Here is a 22,679-nt window from a genome sequence, read left to right on the forward strand (position 1 = left end):
GCTTATCAATTATTTACAATTCAATTGCCTTATCGTAAAACAATTGTCTCAATTTCTTGCTGACCTTGAACGATTCAAACGAATTAACATTCAAGTCGCAGACGTAAAGCATCTGAATTTGAGAAACATACAATTTATCGTAGGTAACATCCAAGCCTTCTTGGGCTTGCATGGCGAAATCCATCACGCGGCGAATGTCTTCCTCTGTGAGGTCTTCCTTTGTGAAAACGAAAAGTCCAAATTCGTTGTAATCACCATAAAACCTGTTGTTTACCTTACGGATTTTGTTTTCAAGAATGCGTTTCATCGGCATGGCCAACGACCAATATTCATATTCCTTCAAGCCCATCATGTTGCCATCGCCCAGACCGTAGGCATAGCCAGTCCGTGCAATGTTATCGCGGTCAACATCGTTCACCTCCATGATTTCATCGCCTGCCATTTCGTTGATCAAGGCATGGGCCACGTTGACATCTTCACGAATGGCACGCGTGACTTCAATGCCAATGCCACGCTCATTATCCTGTAAATCAGGCCTGTCGAGATTGACAAGATTGGCATAATGCTCACCAAGCAAAGTCTCCAACGATATTTTGGCATACCGTTCAAAGAAACAAGTGTCATATTTCGGCGCGATGTTTTCCAATTGAAACGAATCCTATTGCTTGCGCAAAGATAAGGAAAAGAAATTTGCCATTTCCAAAATAATCACTGAAACAGATCAAATTTTAATCAATGCCATATTAAAACTTGCGCAATCTTATTTTTTTTGTAACTTTGCGCTGATTTTAATACCGCATATATGGATAACAGGACTATCATCGGAAGAGAAAAAGAGCAACAGATTCTTCAACGCTGTTTAGATTCGGAAGAGTCTGAATTTGTGGCAATTTACGGTCGTCGGCGCGTTGGAAAAACATATTTGGTAAGGCGGTTTTTCAATGATAATTTTGCATTTTTCCTGACAGGAATGGACAATGTTTCCATGCAAGATCAACTGACGAATTTCGCTTTTGCACTTGAAAAATATGCCCAAACAGAAATTAAAGTCCCCAAAAACTGGCTTTATGCTTTTGATGCCTTATCAAAATATTTAGAGACATTGCCCGAAGGAAAAAAGGTGATTTTCATTGACGAACTGCCCTGGTTGGACACGCCTAAATCACGCTTCCTCAGTGCATTGGAACATTTTTGGAACAGTTGGGCATCTTTGCGCAACGACATCAAACTCATCACCTGCGGGTCGGCAACTTCATGGATGCTTAACGAACTGATTAACAATCGTGGAGGGCTGCACAACCGTCTCACACACAAAATTTTGCTTGAACCATTTACCTTGAAAGAATGTAAGGATTTCTTCGACCTGAACCATTTCGGCTATGCCGAGCGCGAAATTGCTGAATGTTATATGGTTATGGGCGGTGTTCCTTTCTACATGAATCAAATGAGAAAAGGACTTAGCGTCGCACAAAACATCGATGCCCTGTTTTTTGAAATTGGTGGCCAACTATCTGACGAATACCAAAATTTGATACATTCATTATTCAGCCATTCAACGAATTACATGAAAATACTTGAGGCAATTTCGAGCAAAGGCATCGGCTTAACGAGGCTCGACATTTTGGAACAAACCGACCTGCCCAACAACGGAGGATTGACAACCATGCTCAATGAGTTGCAAAGCTGCGGTTTCATCAGGGAGTACCTGCCCATTGACAAGCAAAAGAAAAGTTCTCTGTATCAATTGATTGACCCATATATGCTATTCTATTTCCGCTTTGTAAAAACGAACAAATACCAAAACGAACATTTTTGGGTCGACTCAATGACAACGGCGCAACACGACAGTTGGTGCGGCTATGCCTTTGAAATTCTTTGCCTGAATCACATCAAGCAAATCAAAGCGGCTTTGGGCATTGCCGGAGTGGAAACAAAAATCGCATCATGGAAAAGTGACAAAATAAAAAAAGGTGCCCAAATCGATTTGCTTATCGACAGAAAAGACGATGCAATCAACCTTTGCGAGATGAAATACACAAAAAGGGATTTTACAATAACTGCAAAATACGAGAAGGAACTCACCAATAAAATCGAAGTCTTCAGGGAAGAATCAAAGACATCTAAATCAGTGAGATTGACGATGATAACATCAAAAGGACTTGCCCAGAACACCCATTCGTCAATCGTACAAAACGAACTGACTTTGTCCGATTTATTCCATTAAAAAAAGCATAATGCCATATTAAAACTTGCGCAATCTCACTTTTTAAGCCACATTGCGCAAGTTATAGTACCGCATAAAAGGAAATGGAATCACTCCACATTCAGGCTTTGACGGGCGTATGGCGTCAAATCCTGAGTTGCAAATTCGCCTTTCAGGAACTTGTAATAGCCTGCTACTGCGACCATTGCAGCGTTATCGGTGCTGTAGCTGAGGCGAGGAATGAACACTTTCCAATGGTACTTCTCGCCCATCGCCAGCATGGCATCGTGCAAGCCCGAATTGGCCGAAACACCGCCTGCAATAGCAACCGTTTTGATTCCAGTCATCTTGCTTGCCTTCACCAACTTGCTCATCAAAATATCAATAATCGTGTGCTGCACCGAAGCGCAAAGGTCTTCCTTGTTTTCTTCAATGAAATTCGGATTGAGTTTCAGATTATCGCGAACTGTGTATAAAATGCTGGTCTTCAATCCACTGAAACTATAATCAAGGTCAGGGATTTGAGGTTTTGCAAAAGTGAAGGCATTCGGATTTCCTATTTTGGCCAACTTGTCGATGATCGGACCGCCAGGATAAGGCAGACCAAGGATTTTCGCCGTCTTGTCGAAGGCTTCGCCGGCGGCATCATCGATGGTTTTTCCGATGACTTCCATGTCGAAATAATCCTTCACGACAACGATTTGGGTGTGGCCTCCCGACACAGTCAGACACAAAAATGGGAACTCTGGCACCTCGGTATGGGTGGCATCGGTGGCAAAATGCACCAAAATATGGGCATTCATGTGGTCGATTTCCACCATTGGGATGTTCAGTGTCTGCGCAAAAGCCTTTGAAAATGAGGTTCCTACGAGCAAAGAACCTAAAAGTCCGGGACCGCGTGTAAAAGCTATCGCACTTAACTGATTTTTGTTTATTTTTGCCTCTTTCAAAGCCGTGTCGATGACGGGTATGATATTCTGCTGGTGAGCACGCGAAGCGAGTTCGGGGACAACGCCTCCGTATTTCTCGTGAACTTTCTGACTAGCAATGACATTTGATAAGACACAGGTGCCTTGAAGAACTGCGGCAGAGGTGTCGTCGCACGATGATTCGATGCCTAAAATATATTCGTTCATAGCTAAAATTTGGAGGGTCAAAATTATCAAAAAAAAGATTATCCATAGCATACTAATTCTCATCATGGTGATTTTATCGGCAGTCACCAGTCTTTTCATTGCCGTTCAAGACACTATCACTCAGAAGTTTGCGGCAAGAATTGCAGGTGGATACCTCTCTGAGAAAACAGGTGCGAAAATAAAAATCGGAAAACTTTACATAGCTCCGAATCTCAGCATTTATATTGGCGATTTTTACATTAAGGATTTAAAAGACAACGATTTAGCAACTATTGGAAATTTAAGGACAAAATTTGTCGTGCAGGACTTGCTAAACGGGAAAATCCACATCGCGAAAGCCGAGTTAAAAGACGTGACGGCCAATCTCATCAAATATGAAGGCGAAGACGAGTTCAATTTTGCACCGATTGCCAACGCTTTCCAATCATCGGATACGGTCCAGAAAAAGCCAACGGAACCGACCGAAATTTACATTGACCAGGTTGCATTAAGCAACGTCAGTTTCCAATTGTGGAAACAGGATCAGGCCGATTTGCAGAAAACCTTAGCCAACAAGATGGATTATTCCCACCTTGTCCTGGACAATGTCAACCTCAATGCAAACGACATTGCCATTATAGGCGACTCCATTCATGCCAACATCAACAAACTGACAGCCAAAGATTTATGCGGTTTTGAGCTGAAAGACATGCAAGGTTTGGCTGACGTTTCGCCTTCGGGAATCATTGTCGACGGCCTGCACCTTCAGACCAACAACAGCCAGATCTACATGGATTTGAAAATGCTTTTCAGCGATTTCAGCGATTTGGACACATTCACCGATTCCGTCTATTTCGACACGAAAATCTTCCCCAGCGACATCATGCTTTCCGACATCGGCGCTTTCGCAACCGTCATGTACAAAATGCCTGATTTAGTGCATTTTGAGACTTATTTTACCGGCCCTATCGAGCATTTCAAGGCCGACGACATGAAAATCGGCATCGGCGAACAAACCACCATCGAAGGCACTTTGACCATGCATCCAGAGGATTTCGACAATGGAATGCACACGCTGAATATCAGCAAAATGCATTACACCTACGACGACTTGGCAAACTTCTATATTCCAAGCGAAAGCATCACCATACCTTTGCCCGAATCGCTCAAAGGCATGGGTAGCGGTAATATCTCACTCAATTTTGAAGGCTCATACAACGATTTCTTGGCCAACGCCAACATCACTTCGGGCATCGGTAACATCATCGCTTCTTTCAACATGGACCAGCAAGGCAGCAACGGAAATGCCTTTTCCGGCAAAGTCAAAGCTAAACGCATTGACATTGGCACAATTGCAAATGCTTCGGATTTCGTTGGCAGCATCGATTTGAATGCCGAAATCGCAGGACGGAAAAAGCCCAAAGGAAATATGGAATTCGACATCAACGGCGAGGCTTCCAACGCTTACGTCTTAGACAATACAATTGATAAAATCAAACTCAACGGACGACTCACCGACAAACGTTTCAACGGCAAAATCAGCATCAAGGACGATGAATTGGACCTTGATTTTAATGGTCTCGCCGATTTCAACACAAAAAAACCACATGGCGACTTTTCCGCCATCGTCAACAAAGCAGACCTTCGCAGTCTGAACATCATCAAAAACGATTCGCTTTCAATTCTGAACACAGAAATCACCGCCGATTTCGTTGGATTCGACCCCGACGAGATAGAAGGCTCGTTGAGTTTAGACAACACCCACTACACCGACAGCCGTGGCAATTACAACATGGAACATTTTGATGCTAACATAGTGAACGACAAACTGTTGAAACGGTGCATCAACATCAATTGCGACTTCTTCACGTTCCAAATGGCAGGGCTGATGAATTTTGCCAGTTTGCCAAACGCCGTCAAAATCTACCTTGACTCTTACACCAATATCCCAAAATGGGATAACGACATTCAGAAATACCTGAAAATCAAGGACAAAAAAGAACAAGATTTCATTATAGACCTGAACATCAACGACCCAAGCACTATCACAAGATTGTTGCTACCTCAACTGCAATTGGCAAACAACACTACCTTAAACGGAACTTTCACCTCAAGGACGAATACGCTCAACATGACTTTGCGTTCAAAAGGAGCAAAATTCAACAACATCGTCATCAACGACTTTGAATATAAGCAACTTACCTATCCAAGGAGCACTATCGCAAGATTCAACATCGATGAAATCATTTTGCGTGACAGCACCGAACACGATTCTGCAAGACTTTGCCTCGAAAACTTTGTCTTTGAAAACACGCTCAAAAGCGACACCATCTTCGCCAATTTGAGATGGAATGATCAAGAGAGCCAGAACAACAGCCGCGCCGACATCAAAACCATTTTCAACCCTACAGAAACCGGCGGACGGTTCAACATCAAGTCGGCCGAATTGCTCATCAACGATTCTGTCTGGAGCATCAATCCATTGAACAGTATCGTCTTCGACGACGACAGGATTTCCATTCAAAACTTAGAAATTTCGCATAACGAACAACGATTCGCAATTGACGGACATGTTCCTTATTATAAAAACGACACCATCAATGCTTATTTCGACGGTTTTAATCTATCTACTTTCAACTTGATTTTCAAAGGAATGGGATTTGATCTCGACGGAATCATTGATGGTAACGCACAAGTCAGCGACCTGAAAGGAAATCCGTCAATCCTTGCCAATCTCGGCATCAACGATTTCAAGTTGAACGGCAACAAAATGGGCGACTTGCGCGTCAACAGTTACTGGGATTATCTGAACAATTCCATTTTCCTTGAAACTTCCATTGTCAATTTTGGGAAACCGACATTTACACTAAGCGGATTTTACGATACCGAGAAGAAAGAAGACAACCTCAACTTCAATCTTAAACTTGACAGTCTGGAATTAGGCAGCCTCTCAAATTTCACTCAAGGCATCGTGTCGAGAATACGAGGACTTGGCAATGGAGGCTTCACAATAAAAGGTTCCATTCAAAAACCTGTCATCGAAGGCGAACTTTCCATCGAAGACGGAGGCTGCCAAATCGAATATCTGAAGACCTTCTACACCTTCAGTCCGACAATAAGACTTTCTGAAAACGAAATAGAACTCAGCAACATGATTTTAACCGACACTTTGGGACATTCAGCTCGAGTTGTCGGCAACATCAAGCATAAAAACCTTAAGGACTTCGACTTAAACATCACCTTGCTACCTGAGAATTTCCTGGTCTTGGCAACGACTTTCAAAGATGACCCGAATTATTACGGCACGGCAATCACCAACGGCATTGTCGAAATAAAAGGCCCAACCAACGACATCAAACTGAAAATCAAAGCATTGACAAGACAAGGCACTAAAATTACAATTCCTTTAAACAATTCCTCAACCGTCAAGGAAAACGACTTTATCACATTTGTTCCAGCACCAGAAACAGAAGCCGAAAGCACCGAACTCGACATTCCAAAAAAGAAAGCGAAAAGCAATTTAGGCCTCAATCTCGACATCGACCTGACCAACGAGGCAAAAGTAAAAATCCTGCTTCCAAGCGATTTCGGAACTTTGGAAGCGACTGGTTCCGGCAACATTAAAATCGGCAGCAATCCATCAGAAAATCTCACCCTTTTTGGTGAATACCAGATAGATGACGGTAGACTGCAAATCAACTACGGCAACATCATAAGCAAAAACCTGAAACTTCAAAAGGGAGGCACCATTTCTTGGGTCGGCGACCCCGCACAAGGTTCAATCAATGTCACTGGCGTTTATTCGACGACAGCACCTCTGAGTTCTTTGGGCATCGTCATCGACAGCACCTCATCACAATTCAACAATGTCAACGTGGAATGCCTCATCCATCTCTCCAATTCGCTGACAAATCCAAACATTTCATTCGGCATCAGATTCCCGAACACAACCGAAGACACCAGAAACGCAATTTTCACCATTCTCGACACCACCAATCAGGCGGCAATGACCCAACAAGCCATCTCGCTGCTTATCCTCAATTCATTCAGCAATGTTCAAGCCTCAACCTATTTCACCGGAGGAACAGCTTATTTTGATGTCGTCACCAACCAACTTACAAACTGGATATCGCAAATCAGCCAGAACTTCGACGTAGGTATACATTACAAACCTGGCGACCGACTTTCAAGCGAACAGCTGCAAATTGCTATGAAAACACAGCTTTTCGACAATCGTCTGACCATTGAAACCAATTTCGGTATGGTCAACTCAACCAACACCGCAGCATCAAACGCTTCCAACATCGTTGGCGAATTCGACATTTACTGGAAAATCAGCAAGGAAGGGAAACTACAGTTACATGCCTACAATCATTCTAACAGCAACAACTACCTTTATGATTATACATTTGACCGATTGTCACCCTACACACAAGGTTTAGGTATTTCCTACAGCCACAGTTTCAACAAGTTACGCGATATTTTCAAGAAAAAGCGGACACTTGTCCCAGAAAGGCCATTTACGGAAAAGACCAACACGAAAGAACAATAGATTATGAACTATAACGCAAAGAATTTCAAGGTTTTCCAAGCCTCAGCAGGTTCCGGAAAAACCTATACTATTATCAAGGAATACCTAAAACTCTGCCTGAAAAGTGAAAAACAGGTCAGGAATTTTCAGAACATTCTGGCCATCACCTTCACCAACGCTTCGGCCAACGACATGAAAGCCAAGATAATCAAGGATTTAAAGGCTATCAGCAGCAGCAGCGAAGTGAAGGAAAACACCATGGAAGCCGACCTTATTGATGAGTTAGGCATTTCGGACGTAGAATTGAAGCACAATGCACAACTGCTTCTCACTCAAATCATTCACGATTACAGCAGTTTTTGCGTCAGCACAATTGATGCCTTTGTGCAAAAAATTTCGCGCTCGTTTGCCCGCGATTTGGGACTGCCATCGCAATATTCCGTCAGCATCGATGAAGACGAGGTCGTCGACACGGTTGTTGCCAATCTCGGAATGCAAATCAACGATGACAACAAGTTTCTGGTCGCCATTCTGAAAAACTTCATCAACAATCAGTTTGACAAGGAAGAGAAATTCGATTTGTCCTCAAAACTCGCTGGATTTGCCAAGAAACTGTTATCGGAAAAGGCATATAACCGCTACGAAACCAACACGATAGACTCAGAAAACAGTTATCAGCAGGCCGACAGTTTTTTGAAAGCGAAAATGGATTCATTCCCAAAATTAGTTGACGATTTCATCAAGACATTTGATGCTTTTGTCAGCCGACATGGATTGCAAACTGAAGATTTTTATTATGGAAGCAAAGGACTTCCTTCATTCGTCAACAACCTGAAAAACAAAGATTTTAAGGCTCCAAACAGCTATGTTCAGAAAGTAATAAATGGCGAAGAATGGTATTCCGCAAAAGCTAAAAAAAGATTTGGGAAAGAAGGCCTCAACGCAATTGGAGATGAACTTATGACTTTCCTGCCACAATTTGCCCAAGACTACAAAAAAGGGCTGGCCGAATATCTTTTCTACAATTCGCAGCGCGAACTCCTATATTTATATGCCTTGCGCACCCAAATCCGCAGCGAAATGGAAAAACTGGCCGAAGACGAAGACATTGTCCATATTTCGGAGTTCAATAAACTCATTTCAAGCGTTTTAGGTGATTTCTCAGTTCCATTCATTTACGAAAGAATTGGCGAAAAATACAAGCACATTTTCATTGATGAATTTCAGGACACCTCGATTTTGCAATGGCAAAACCTTATTCCAATGATTGACAATGGATTAGCCAGCGGCAATATGAGCATGATTGTCGGCGATGGCAAGCAATCCATCTACCGTTTCCGCAGCGGTGAAGTCGAGCAGATTGTCAAACTTCCTGAAATTCACGCACTTCCCCAAGACGAGCGAAATGATGCTTTCGAGCATTACCAAGAAACGTTGACAAGCAATTTTTCTTTCAAAAATCTTGAATGTAATTACCGTTCGTTCAGCGATATAGTGAACTTCAACAACGACTTTTTTTCCGCAACCATCAGCCATTTAGGAACAGAATCGCAAAAAGTCTATGTCAACGTGGATGAAACGCATGGAAAGGAAGTGAAAATTGAGCAAGAAGCCAAGAAAAGCGGCCAAGGACTCGTTGAAATCGACCTTTTCAGCAAGGACAGCGAAAAAGACTATTACCTCAGCCGAATCAAGGAAATCATCGATGAACTGACACAAAACAAAGGCTACGCATACGCCGATATCGCCATCCTGACCCGAAAAACGGACACAGGTTCAATCATCGCCAACTATTTGAATGATAACGGAATACCAGTATTATCCAACGAATCGATTCTGCTGAAATCATCGGACAAAGTGCAACTTATCATCAGCACCTTGCATCACCTGATTGAGAAAAACAACAAAGCGGTAATTTCAGAAATACTTTATTATCAACGCATTACAAGCAACGCCACAGAAGACAAATCCATCAACGGCTGTTTTGACGCCGTTGCCGACATTGCCGATGGAAACGCCGACATTGAAACCATTCTCGGCATTGGGGAACCTGGATTGCTTCAGAAAACGCTCTCGCGTTCCACTTGCCTTTATGACCTATGTTCCTCATTGATGCGCATTTACGGTTTCGATTCAACCAGCGATTCCTTCCTGAATTACCTTTTGGACGAAATGTTCAGCTGGCAAACCGCCGGAAAAGAAGGCATCATGGATTTCCTTGATTTCTGGAACAAAAAGAAAAACAAGCTTGCCGTGAAATCCATTAGCGGCAATGCGGTCAGAATCATGACCATTCACAAGTCTAAAGGTTTGGAATTCAACGTAGTAATCTATCCCGAAGCCATCACCGATTTGGACAGCAAAATTGGAGGCAGCAATGCCGTTGCCGAGACTTGGGTCACGCCGGAAGAATTGGGATTCGAAGCCATCCCGAACCTCGACAAAGTGCTGTTCAAAATGACAAACGACGCAAAACTTGAAGGCGAAGTTGCAGCGCAAATCTATGAAAAAGAGGAAGAAAGCAACCGATTGGACAATTGCAATTTGCTTTATGTCGCCTTCACCCGTCCCGTTGAAAGGCTTTATGTCTTGGCAAAATCCGGTGCCAAAAAAGATAAAATCAATGTCATTGAAGATTATCTGAAAAGCCATGAGGATAAGATTAACCGCGACCTTACAATTGATGGCGTGTACACAATCTACCAATTTGGCGACCCTGATTTCATTCACAAAGCGAAAAACGAAGACAAATCCGAGAAGAAACAGATTTGTGAATCAAACACAAGTGATTGGTTTTCAAAGATTCAGATTGACCCGACACCAAGCATGTTTTGGATTTCGGAAAACGACAAAATGCAGCCCAACGAATGGGGCGAACTGGTTCACGAAATTCTTTCCAACATTGAGACAAGCGCCGACATCGACAAGGCTTTCCTCCCCTATCTTTCCGATGGCTCCATTGATGAGGAAACCGCTAATTTACTGAAAGACAAATTTGTACAGGTTACAGAAAATTCAATTGTTAAGGAAGCATTTGCCCCAAAAGCCATAGTGAGAAACGAATGTGAAATCCTTTCCAACGGCGAAATCCTGCGTCCTGACCGCTTTGCCGAACTGCCCGACCGCATCCTCCTGCTCGATTACAAGACCGGCAAAAAAGACCCCAAGCACCACCTGCAACTGAAGAACTACATTTCAGCCTTGCAAGGCATGGTTTCAAAGGAAATTTCCGCATACCTTATTTATTTAGGAGCAGATATTGAAGTGGAAGAAGTGGTAATGGATACGCTGTTTTGAGACACTGATTTTAATATCATTACATGATTTTGCATACACATAAGCAAAAATTAGGGCAATAATATACTTTTAGACCCAAAATGAAAGATGTCGGTTGGAAAAAAGTTTGAATCGAGCGGTTGCGAGATTCAAAGGTGGATAGAGAAAGGTTTTGTGGGTTTTGTAGGTTTGGGTCATAAAATGGTCAAATTGTATATTTTTGCCCCCAAAAAAACAAAAGAAACCCATATTTTCCCTACCTTTGCCGCCCAAATATTGCAACCTATCATCATTTGTAAAAAACTCATAAACAAAATATTCATGAAAAGAAACATTAAAAGCCTATTGTTTTCTGCGGCACTTCTGTTGTGCTGCTTTGCTGCAATCGCGGCGGGCACCCAGCCTTCGGCAGGCGACGGCTCACAAGCCAATCCTTATCAGATCGCCACATCTGACAACCTCGTCTGGTTCGCCGGACATGTTAACTCTGGAAACACATCTGCCTGTGCCATGCTCACGGCGGACATCACGGTGAACGCCGGCGTTTTAGACAGCAACGGCAACCTTAACGGCACTCCGTCAAATACATGGACCCCGATAGGCGGACAAAACGGCAGGGACTACTCTGGCGAGTTCAACGGCAACGGCCACACCATCAGCGGACTTTATTTCAATGACGAAAGTGTGAACAACATCGGTCTTTTCGGCAAGGCTGTCGGCAACGCCTACATCCACGACCTCGGCGTCAGCGACAGCTACTTCTGTGGCAGCAGCTGGGTCGGCGGCATCTGCGGCGACTTTGGCGGGGGACGCATTGAGAACTGCTGGAACGGCGCGACAGTGATGAGCAAGGGTAATAACTCCTGTGCAGGTGGTATTGCCGGTTCTTGCTGGACAGGCGCTTCAATTGCCGGCTGCTACAACACAGGCAAGATTTCGTGCACGGGCAGCAGTTATGGCGGCATCAGCGGCGTATTAGCAAAGAACAGTAATGTCGATGCTTCCGTCAAGGACTGCTTTACATTGAATACTGCTTGCGGTGTGATATGCAATGACCTGCGTGATAATCCTGTAATAACAAACTCAGACGCGAAAGACGCCGCAGCCTTCGCTTCCGGCGAAGTGTGCTGGTTGCTCAATAATGGCGTGACGGACGGTACTCAGAAATGGTATCAGACGTTGGGCGGCACCGACAATATCCCTGTGCTGGACAACAGCCACGGAACTGTTTACTACGGCTACGACGGCGATGTGCTGACTTATTCAAACTCGCCGCTAACCCCGCCGTCAATCGACAATGTGGCGTATATCGACGCCAACGGAGAACCGCAAACGGCCGACAATGTTTTTATAATCATGAATGCCTCCGAGCAGGTCACATGGTCTGCCGGCTGGTATGTAGTGCAAGGTGCTGACATTACCCTCGCAAAAGGTGCGGTCTGCTCGGGCGAAGTACACCTCATCCTCGCCGACGGCGCGAAACTCACCGCGACAGGAAATGATGACAATAAAACTCCCGGCATTCAGGTTTCGGGCGACGGCAACTCCCTCGCCGTCTATGGGCAAGCCGCTCAATCGGGCCAGCTTGAAGCAGTTGGTGGGAACTGGGCTGCCGGCATCGGTGGCGGATGGCACGCCAACCTCTTCGGCAACGGCTCTAACATCACCATCAACGGCGGTATAGTTACCGCAACCGGTGGGCAAAGTGGTGCCGGTGTCGGTGGCGGACAGGGTGGTAATGGTACCCATATCACCATCAATGGCGGTAATGTAACCGCAACCGGTGGGCAAAATGCTGCCGGCATCGGTGGCGGAATGGGTGGCACGTCGGGTGGTTTAGGTTCTTATATCACCGTCACCGGTGGTAATGTAACCGCAAACGGTGGAAACAGTGGTGCTGGCATCGGCGGCGGATCGGGCATGCCGGATGGTCCATGTTTATGTTCCAACATCACCATCACCGGCGGTAAAGTTACGGCAAACGGCGGATCAGGTGCTTCCGGCATCGGTGGCAGCGGATTGGAAAGTTCCAGCTCTAACATCATAATAGCTGCCACCCTCCTTGTGAAAGCCGATGCTTTCAATCCTCCTATGACCGTAATTCCCAACACCGGTGCCGACCTCGCCAGCACTCTGAATGGCAAACAATATGTAACCACCGAGCCTATAATCATCACATACGGCGAATACATCACCGTCAGCCCCGAATTTGAAAGTGGAACTAATGTGGCATACGGCACATATACTTTCACTGCGGCAGACCGTTGGGCTGACAACTATGAGTTCCTTGGCTTCTACAAGGAAAGCACTTTCGACACCCCTATCACCGAAGGCGTGAGCGGTCAGACCTACACCCTTACGGTAAACGAAGCCGCTATCTCGGTATATGCCAAGTATGAACAATTTACCCCGACACCTTATATTGATGCGAATGGTCAGGAACAAAACGTTAAAACAAGCGAAATCACTAACGAGACTTCCACTTTGGATGCCGGTTGGTATGCGGTTTTCAATGATGTTCAAACAGGACCGCTCACCTGCAACGGTGCCGTTCACCTCATCCTTGCCGACGGCGCAAAACTGACAGCACAAGGAGGAGAGGATCAAGCTGGCATCACCGTATCAGGCGAGGGCAACTCGCTCACCATCTACGGCCAAACCGCCCAGTCTGGTCAGCTGATTGCAAACGGCGGTTATAAGGGTGCCGGCATCGGTGGCGGAGAAAATGCTCCCGGCACTAACATCACCATCAACGGCGGTGTGGTCTCGGCAACTGGTGGACAATGGGCCGCCGGCATCGGTGGCGGAAATAAAGGTTCCGGCTCAAACATCACCATCAATGGCGGTACGGTCACTGCGAAAGGTGTGTACCTTGGTGCCGGTGCCGGCATCGGCGGCGGAGATGAAGGTTCCGGCTCTCATATCACCATCAATGGTGGCATGGTCACTGCAACCGGTGGAAGTCAAGGTGCCGGCATCGGCGGCGGAAGTCACGCTTCCGGCTCAAACATCACTATCAATGGTGGTGTGGTTACGGCAGAAGGGAAAACCGATGCTGCCGGTATCGGCGGCGGATTTGGAGGTTCCGGCTCAAACATCACCATCAATGGCGGCTCGGTCACTGCAAATGGTGGAGCTGGGGCTTCCTGTATCGGTAGAGGTTATGTATGGGGCGGAAACTCCTGTTCTGACATCTTCGTGGCTGTTGGATTCATCATAAGAGCAGATAACAGCAATCCTCCTGTAACGGTAGTTGCAGCCAACCGCACGGCCGAAACCGACATCGCAGGCGATTTGAATGGCAGACGCTATGCAACCATCAGGATTCCACAGGGTGGAATAGTCACATACGGCGACTTTATCACCGTCAGTCCCGAATTTGCCAGTGGCGACAGGGTCGCTTCCGACACAGAAGTCACTTTCACCGCGGCTGACCGTTTTGCTGAAAATTATGAGTTCCTCGGCTTCTACAAGGAGAGCACCTTTGAGAATAAAATCACTCAAGGTGTAAACGGTCGAACCTACACCGTCATGGTGTTCGACGACGACATCTCGGTATATGCCAAATATGAAGAATTTATCCCAACACCTTATATTGATGCAGATGGTCAGGAACAAAGCGTTAAAACTACCGAAATCACCAACGGGACAACCACTTTGAATGCCGGCTGGTATGTGGTTTCCGGCAATGACGTGCAAACAGGATGCCTCACCTGCAACGGCGCCGTCCACCTCATCCTTGCCGACGGTGCCAAACTCACCGCAACGGGAGAAAATGATCAAGCCGGCATCACCGTATCAGGCAACGACAAGTCTCTCACCATCTACGGTCAGACCGCCCAGTCTGGCCAGCTGATTGCAAACGGTGGAGACTTTGGTGCCGGCATCGGTGGAGGAAAAAACTGTTCCGGCTCTAACATCATCATCAATGGCGGTAATGTTACGGCAACAGGTGGAGAAGGTGGTGCCGGCATCGGCGGCGGACAATACGGTTCCGGTTCGGGCATCATCATCAATAACGGTATGGTGACGGCAAACGGTGGAGATTGGGCTTCTGGTATTGGTGGCGGATTTGAGAGATCTGGTTCTGACATCACCATCAATGGCGGCACGGTCACTGCAAATGCAGGAAGGGAATCTGCTGCTATCGGCGGCGGACAACACGCCTTCGGCTCTAACATCAAGGTGGCAACTGAACTCGCCGTTTACGCAGACAACACGACCCCTCCGACAAACGAAATATCACATTCCGACAATGATATTGCACCTTATATCGCAGCATTACGATATGTAGTAGTGAATGATGATAAGACAAGTGCGAAACAGGACGCTATCGATGCCATCAACGCAGCGATAGAAGGCGTCACCAATGAGGATATTATAGCCATCGCCAACAATGCCATTGCCGCCATCAACGAGGCCATCAATGTTCGTGAAATCACAATCATCAAGGAGCAGGCCCTCGCTGCAATCGCTTCCGCCAAGGCGATTCTTAATTCTGGCCTCGGCGAGATGGGAGTTCCTTGCGAGGACTGCCCCGCGGTGGAGGTTACGAAAGGCGACAATACCATCATTCTCTACAACCCCGAAAGCGTCACATTCAAGAAAACGGAATGAAAAAAATAGGCAATAATATACTTTTAGACCCCAAAATGAAAGATGTCGGTGGGAAAAAAGCCGAAAGGCCGGTTTGAATCGAGCGGTTGCGAGATTCAAAGGTGGATAAACAAAGGTTTTGGATGTTTTGGTTATTAAAAGGTCAAATTGTATATTAAGTAACTGTTCAAAATCAAACTACATAATAAACGGGCACGGGATTTCGAGACTGCGAGGCAGCGGGATTTCGAGCGGCGGTTGCTGAGCGGAGCCAAAGCACCGCATTCCCGCGACCTCGATGTCTCGTTTTCAATATGTAAACTAATTTTGCTCACTTACTTATTGCCAAAACAATCCTTTCAACTAAACTAACAACATATTTTCAAACCATTATTTTAAATTAGTCTAAATCCAAACAACATTTTTACCACATTATAAACCAACAATTTAATCCAACAGAAATTTAGAGATTTCCGTTTGGATTGAATTTTTTATTTTTGCAGCCTAAACGAAGGATTAGGACAGACATGACTTTAGACAAACTCAACATCGGGCAATGCGCTACGATTAAGGCCGTGGGAGGCGAAGGCTCAAACCGCCAGCATTTCCTCGACATGGGCATTATTCCCGATGCAGTGATAAAAATAGTGAAATACGCCCCGATGGGTGACCCGATGGAAGTACACATTCACGGCTATTCGCTCACCTTGCGCAAAGCCGATGCCGCCCTAATCGAAGTCGAACCTTGCGAAGAAAGGCAGGAAAAGCCACAGGCAAGCAGGCCAAGCCTTGACGAAACCGAACACCCTGGTTTCGGTGAAGAAGGGAAATATCACAGCAAGGACCACGAAAATCCCTTGCCCAAAGGCTCACTGCTCACCTTTGCCCTTGTCGGGCAGCAGAACAGCGGCAAGACTACCCTTTTCAACCGACTCACGGGAGCATCGCAACATGCCGGCAATTTCCCAGGCGTTACCGTCGAGCGAATTGACGGCACCATTATCGACCATCCCGACACCCAAGTCACTGATTTACCGGGAATTTGCTCACTTTCTCCCTTTACTTCCGAAGAAAGCCTCACCCGACAATTCATCCTTGAGGAAAAACCCAAGGCCATCATCAACATCATTGATGCCAACAACATACAGCATGGTCTTTTTCTCACCATGCAACTGATGGAATTGGATGTTCCTATGGTATTGGCACTCAACATGATGGATGAAATCCGAAACAATGGCGGCACCATTCGCGTAAACCAAATGGAACAAATCCTAGGGTTGCCTGTCGTCCCGATTTCAGCGGCAAAAAACGAAGGCGTAGCCGAACTCATCGACCACGCCATTCACATTGCAAAATATCAGGAAAGACCTGCCCGTCAGGACTTTTGCAACAAAGACGACCACAAAGGCGCCGTTCACCGCTGCCTTCACAGCATCATGCACCTCATCGAAGACCACGCCCAACGCGCCGACATTCCCATCCGTTTTGCCGCCTCAAAACTGATTGAAGGTGATGGATTCATTCTCAATGCATTGCAACTCTCACAGAATGAGAAAGAAACGCTTGAACACCTGATTATCCAAATGGAGGAAGAACGCGGTTTGGACCGTGCCGCAGCCATGGCCGAAATGCGTTTTTCGTTCATCAACAGGCTTTGCCAGCAAACCGTTGTCAAGCCCAAGGAAAGCAAGGAATACCAGCGAAGCCGCCGTATAGACCAATATCTGACAGGCAAATTCACCGCCATTCCAATTTTCCTATTGGTTATGTTTGCAGTGATTTGGCTTTCGATTGATGTCATAGGCGCACCGTTACAAGACATGTTAAGCAATGGCATTCAAGGACTTGCCAATATTTGCGGTGATGCTTTGGCCAATTGGAATGTCCATCCAACCGTACAATCGTTGGTAGTGAAAGGCATTTTTGGCGGTGTTGGAAGCGTGCTGAGTTTTGTCCCGATTATCATCATCCTGTTTTTCTTCCTCAGCATTTTGGAAGACAGCGGTTACATGTCGCGCATAGCTTTTGTCAGTGACAGTTTTTTGCGCAAATTAGGTCTCACGGGACGCAGCATCATTCCGTTGCTTGTCGGTTTTGGTTGTTCCGTCCCCGCAGTCATGGCCACACGCTCCCTGTCGTCGGCACACGACCGCTGGCGCACCATTCTGCTCATCCCGTTCATGAGCTGCTCGGCGAAAATACCGATTTATGCGTTTTTCACCTCCATGTTTTTCCCACATCACGGCGGGCTTGTCTTGATTTGCCTCTACCTGTTAGGCATCACCATAGGTTTACTTTCCGCTTTGATTTCCAAATGGTTAAACAAAAACAGCGAAGCCGCGCCATTCGTCATGGAGATGCCGAATTACCGTCTGCCAAGTCCGCAAAACGTTGGGCACCTTTTATGGGAAAAGACAAAAGACTTCATCCGAAATGCCTTCACCGTCATTTTCATTGCATCAATCATTATTTGGTTTTTACAGACATTCGACTTCCATTTCCATACGGTTGAAAACGGCGAAGGAAGCATTTTGGCAAGCATCGCGGGCCTCATCGCTCCGATTTTCAAGCCATTAGGATTAGGCGAATGGCAAATCGTCACTTCCCTGATAAGCGGCTTCATTGCCAAGGAGAGCGTCGTTTCCACCATGCAAGTTCTGAACGGGACAGCCTTCATCACCACTTTGACAGCCATCCCGATGCTCGTTTTCTGCCTGCTTTACACGCCTTGCGTTGCAACCATTGCCTCCATCAAGCGTGAATTAGGCGGCAAATGGGCCTTTTACGTCGTTGTTTTCCAATGCGTTATTGCTTGGCTTGCCGCTTGGCTTGCTTACTCAATTGCCGGAATCTTTATATGAACGCTCCTACACTCATAGTGATAATCATAGTTATTGCTTTTGCCGCAACAGCTTTATTCTTTTTACTTAAAAGAAAAGATAATAACTGTACACAAAACGACGCACAAACACACTGCAAAAGCTGCTACAACACGAATTGTCCATTAAAGCGATAATGGAGGAAGTAAACTTTCAAAGCAATATGATCCAACATTAGGCTGACAATAAAAGGAGAATCTTAATTCTGCACATTAAGTAACGCTAAAAAACAAGTTGTAACACATCTAAACATTAGCCATTGATTTCCTGTTGAACGCAAATTGCCACAAATTTTCCATAAATTATCATGAATTAACTGATATACATTTAATTACAACTTTTAAGTAGGTAATCAAAATCAGTTTAGGTAATTATATACTTTCAGACCCAAACAGTGAAGATAATTCGTGGCAAAAAAATGATTTTCCCTATCTGACTTTGCAGCATCAAAAAGCGGAGAAAGAGCGACAGAGAGTTTATTTGCCACTTGGTGGGTTTCCGTTGCCTGCTGCCCGTCACCTCCAAGGTCCCTTACCGTACTTCTACTGTTATTTGTAATAACTTGACACACAGCTTGTCCAATCCCCTGGATTGGGTGAGCATTGAGCGAAGTATGGACGAGTATTGGACGAAGTACGGAGCGGGTATAGGGCGGGTGCTGTTTGAATCCTTCGGACACTGCATCGGTTGGCATATCCAACAAATATGGGTAAAAGGTATATAATTGCCTTAGTTTACATATTGAAAACGAGGCATCGAGGTCGCAGGGAATGCGAGATTACGAGGCATTCCGGCATCCCGAAGCCTCGCAGTCTCGAAATCCCGTGTCCTTTATAATGTAGTTTATTTTTGAATAGTTACTTAATAATTTATGATTCATTTACGATAATTGACTACGTTGAAATGAATATTGACTACGTCGAATCTAAAAGATTTCACCGACACGAAGTGAGGTAATCTTCGATTTTGCGTTTTGCGAAGCGAAAAAAACAACTATTATCGTTATAGGTTATTTTTCTCAACAAAGCCTTAGATTTTAGAGAAAATTAAAGAAGCGGCTGACCAAAGTCAACCGCTTCTTTTAATAAAAGCTATATTTTAGCCAATTTAGTAAACAATGAACTTAACGCTTGAGGATTTGCCACCTTGATTGAGGCGGAAAATATAAGCACCAGTGCTAAGCGCACTCATGTCAACGCTAACTTCGTAGCTACCATCGGCATAGTTACCTAAATTCTTGCTCATAACGCGACGACCGCAAATGTCGTAAACTTCGTAGCTGACATTGCCTTTGCTATTCATCATAAAGTTCACCTTTGCCATATCGCTGACAGGGTTAGGATACATGTTGATAACAGGATCTACAACTACAGATTCAGGGACTGATTGATGCGATTCCTTTCTAAAGTTTTCGCAGCGGAAAAGACCTTTGCCGTAGGTAGCTGCATAAATCATACCTTGATTACGGATTCCCTCATATACAATATCAACATAATAAGAAGTATCAGCTTCATAATGAAGAGTTTTAACTGTTTGATCATCATGTTTGACAATTTGTTGTTTCAGATCCATAACCGGCACATCACCCATATTTGCATTTTGCATTGTCCAATTCGGGTTACTAATATTGTCAGTCATATAGATACCGTGTTCAGTACCAAGAATAACCTTACCAGTTGTCATTTCAATTACTGAAGAATAGACCGGCATCTTAGGCAGATTGCCTTGCTTTGAAACAAATGTCGGATTATCTGACAAAGCATTGTTTGAATAATAAACATAGTTGTCATTACCATAATTGCCCAATGTCACGACAACATTATTTATATTTTGAGGATCGACAGCGATTGAAGTAACGCATTGACCATTATTAGCAAAAGCTTCGAAGAAAGTAGTAGTCACAATGCATTGGACAGAATCAAGGCAACCAGTGGCAGCATCGACTACAGAATTGATATTGTCGATACGGCAAACCTTACCATCCTTGAAGCCTACAAAAACCTTATCACCATCAGGGGTGACAGCCACGCTCAAAGGATCACCGGTGAAGCCATAATCCTTTTTCTTAGAAAGGAGATACCAAGTTGGTGAGGAAGAAAACTCCAAAGCATCTCTTGTGAAATAGAAGCAATCCTTAAATGCAAGATACATCTTGGCACTAATTGGGTCATGAACCAGGACAGAATCGCCAGCAGCAAGAGGAGTGGAAATAGCAGCATAAAAAGGATAATCGAGTACACTCATTGCTTGAACACTATCAGTAATTGGCTTATCGGTTTCATTATATGCCCATACTTCAACAGGATTTTCAGCATCACTATAGCTTTCAACCAAAGCAAATGGGAAACGGAAAGAAGAAGTGTTGAGCGTACCAGAGCTATTGATATTGGTCAGGAAGTTAGTTGAAACCCAGTCGGCACCACCTGTTTCAGAACGATTGAAAGAACCATTCTTTGCAGAAACGAAAATCTTGTAAGGATCAATCATCGAAAAAGCGCATGTGCCAGGTTGATAACCATCACTGAAACCGCCTAAAACATCAATAGGATAAACCCAAGTACCAGTTGTTTCGTGGTTCACATTTTCATCACCTTCAATCATGATAGTGCCATGATCAAGAGCTGCACCCATAACACGTTTCACATTATTTGAATAAGCGACTGCAAACATACGAGTGGTAACGTAGTTTCTGTTGCAGTTCACGAAGGTGAAACCGTCTTCCTTTGTAGCTTTGAAAACGCCACCATCAGTGCCGATATAACATTCTTTTGTATTATATGGATTGAACACCATTGCGTGAAGACCGACATGCAAATAAGCTGGTGAGACATAGGAAATTGCTGAACCATCAGAATGCTGGTGCGTGATAAAGTAACCAGTAGTGCCTTCTTCTCTTGTAAGTTCCCAAAGATTGTAACCAAGGACATAAACAGAATATGGATTACTTGGAGAAACGACAAGACCATGATTGTTCAGGCCCGAACCTCCATAAAGGTTGTGGCCCTGCTCTGCCGATGTGGCTGGAAGAGCGACTTCCCATGATGCACCTTTATTGACGGAAACATAAACGCTAGTATGAACACCGCTTGCATTGATGCAAGATACATAAAGTATGCTATCATTTGAAGGAGCAACTGCGACATCGAGGAAACCATCGGAAGTTGGAAGAGATACGATATTGTTATGTTCATCGTATTCAACACTTGCAGCTGAATGGCAAACCATAGCGTTGAGTCTGCCAATGTAAACTTTTCCATCAATTGCTGCCATGATTTCACTGCCCATAGCTTTCACTTCCATTGCATTGCCTGAAAGTTCAGCACCATCGGCATCCTTAGCGAGTGTCCAGGTATTACCATTATCGGAAGAATACTTCAAACCGCTTTCGGTTGCAGCGATCAATTTACCATCGGCAATAACCATATCGGTGACAAAACTCCATTCACACACACCGTTTTGATTTGCTGGAGCCGTGCTTGGAATTTGCGTCATCAGGTCATTTTCAATCTTATAAATACCACTGCCGATGAAGCTGTTATCGTATGACTGCTGTGAGAGACCATTGAAAGAAGCAGCTGCACCACAATCACCGGTACCAACGTAAATAGTATGAGAAACAGGATCTTGCACCATGCAGCTCACCATCAGATTTTGGTTGCCAACCTGATGCCATGTGATACCGTGGTTATAGGTCTTATAGACGCCACCACCTTTTGATCCGATATAGACAACACCATTTGGATTTCCGTAAGCATTTGGAGTGTTGTCATAAATAATAGCAGTTGTCTGACCGCCAAAGTTATCCGGGCCCATGCTGAGCCAATAGAGCGGATCATTTTCTGCACCTTTAGCAGTTGCGCATTGTGCGGCGGCCTTGAGCATCAAAGCCGGATCAATCAGACCTGTGTGCTGATTGGCACGAAGTTCACTCATGAATGAATCTGCCGTAGCCGATCCTTGTGTACGTGGGACATAGTGTCCGCCATTGTCAGCGATTGCCATCGTCTGACCTAACATCATGATTACCAGAAGTAAACTGAGAGGTAAAAATCTTTTTTTCATATCACGAAATTTTGATT

At 44.9% G+C, this 22,679-nt stretch carries 8 protein-coding genes; 5 read left to right on the forward strand and 3 right to left on the reverse strand.

Annotated features, from left to right (window positions below; all coding sequences use genetic code 11):
- Window positions 1-13 precede the first annotated feature (13 nt).
- Window positions 14-646: a hypothetical protein gene (locus tag AC06MN_RS09825; RefSeq protein WP_475672197.1), complete on the reverse strand. Its 633-nt coding sequence runs from the start codon at window positions 644-646 to the stop codon at window positions 14-16.
- Window positions 647-802: 156 nt separating this feature from the next.
- On the opposite strand from AC06MN_RS09825, the gene AC06MN_RS09830 reads away from it, so the two are divergent.
- The gene (locus tag AC06MN_RS09830) at window positions 803-2,224 is read left to right on the forward strand and encodes an AAA family ATPase (RefSeq protein WP_475672198.1); all 1,422 of its coding nucleotides are present in this window, start codon (window positions 803-805) and stop codon (window positions 2,222-2,224) included.
- Between the two features lie 89 nt (window positions 2,225-2,313).
- Here the strand turns inward: AC06MN_RS09830 and tsaD are convergent, their stop codons facing one another.
- Entirely contained in the window at window positions 2,314-3,339 is a 1,026-nt protein-coding gene (gene tsaD, locus AC06MN_RS09835) for a tRNA (adenosine(37)-N6)-threonylcarbamoyltransferase complex transferase subunit TsaD (protein WP_475672199.1), read from the reverse strand.
- A gap of 64 nt (window positions 3,340-3,403) precedes the next feature.
- Here tsaD and AC06MN_RS09840 point away from each other — a divergent pair, with 64 nt between their 5' ends.
- The 4 genes from AC06MN_RS09840 (at window position 3,404) to feoB (ending at window position 18,582) form a co-directional block, all read left to right on the forward strand.
- Window positions 3,404-7,870: a translocation/assembly module TamB domain-containing protein gene (locus AC06MN_RS09840; protein ID WP_475672200.1), complete on the forward strand. Its 4,467-nt coding sequence runs from the start codon at window positions 3,404-3,406 to the stop codon at window positions 7,868-7,870.
- A gap of 3 nt (window positions 7,871-7,873) precedes the next feature.
- The gene (locus tag AC06MN_RS09845) at window positions 7,874-11,146 is read left to right on the forward strand and encodes a UvrD-helicase domain-containing protein (protein WP_475672201.1); all 3,273 of its coding nucleotides are present in this window, start codon (window positions 7,874-7,876) and stop codon (window positions 11,144-11,146) included.
- A gap of 300 nt (window positions 11,147-11,446) precedes the next feature.
- On the forward strand, window positions 11,447-15,742 hold the full coding sequence (locus tag AC06MN_RS09850) for a hypothetical protein (protein WP_475672202.1): 4,296 nt from the start codon (window positions 11,447-11,449) through the stop codon (window positions 15,740-15,742).
- 506 nt (window positions 15,743-16,248) lie between these two features.
- Window positions 16,249-18,582, forward strand: coding sequence for a ferrous iron transport protein B (gene feoB, locus AC06MN_RS09855; protein ID WP_475672203.1), 2,334 nt, complete (start codon window positions 16,249-16,251; stop codon window positions 18,580-18,582).
- 1,125 nt (window positions 18,583-19,707) lie between these two features.
- Here the strand turns inward: feoB and AC06MN_RS09860 are convergent.
- Window positions 19,708-22,533 (reverse strand): T9SS type A sorting domain-containing protein, encoded by a 2,826-nt coding sequence (locus tag AC06MN_RS09860; RefSeq protein ID WP_475672204.1) that lies wholly within the window; start codon window positions 22,531-22,533, stop codon window positions 19,708-19,710.
- Window positions 22,534-22,679 lie beyond the last annotated feature (146 nt).

It is taken from the genome of Candidatus Limimorpha sp. (genome assembly GCF_056203535.1).

What these genes read in the sequence shown, in the direction of transcription:
- AC06MN_RS09860 (WP_475672204.1), bottom strand. Translation starts at nt 22,533, where the DNA reads ATGAGTGAACTTCGTGCCAATCAGCACACAGGTCTGATTGATCCGGCT.
- feoB (WP_475672203.1), top strand. Translation starts at nt 16,249, where the DNA reads ATGACTTTAGACAAACTCAACATCGGGCAATGCGCTACGATTAAGGCC.
- AC06MN_RS09850 (WP_475672202.1), top strand. Translation starts at nt 11,447, where the DNA reads ATGAAAAGAAACATTAAAAGCCTATTGTTTTCTGCGGCACTTCTGTTG.
- AC06MN_RS09845 (WP_475672201.1), top strand. Translation starts at nt 7,874, where the DNA reads ATGAACTATAACGCAAAGAATTTCAAGGTTTTCCAAGCCTCAGCAGGT.
- AC06MN_RS09830 (WP_475672198.1), top strand. Translation starts at nt 803, where the DNA reads ATGGATAACAGGACTATCATCGGAAGAGAAAAAGAGCAACAGATTCTT.
- tsaD (WP_475672199.1), bottom strand. Translation starts at nt 3,339, where the DNA reads ATGAACGAATATATTTTAGGCATCGAATCATCGTGCGACGACACCTCT.
- AC06MN_RS09840 (WP_475672200.1), top strand. Translation starts at nt 3,404, where the DNA reads ATGGTGATTTTATCGGCAGTCACCAGTCTTTTCATTGCCGTTCAAGAC.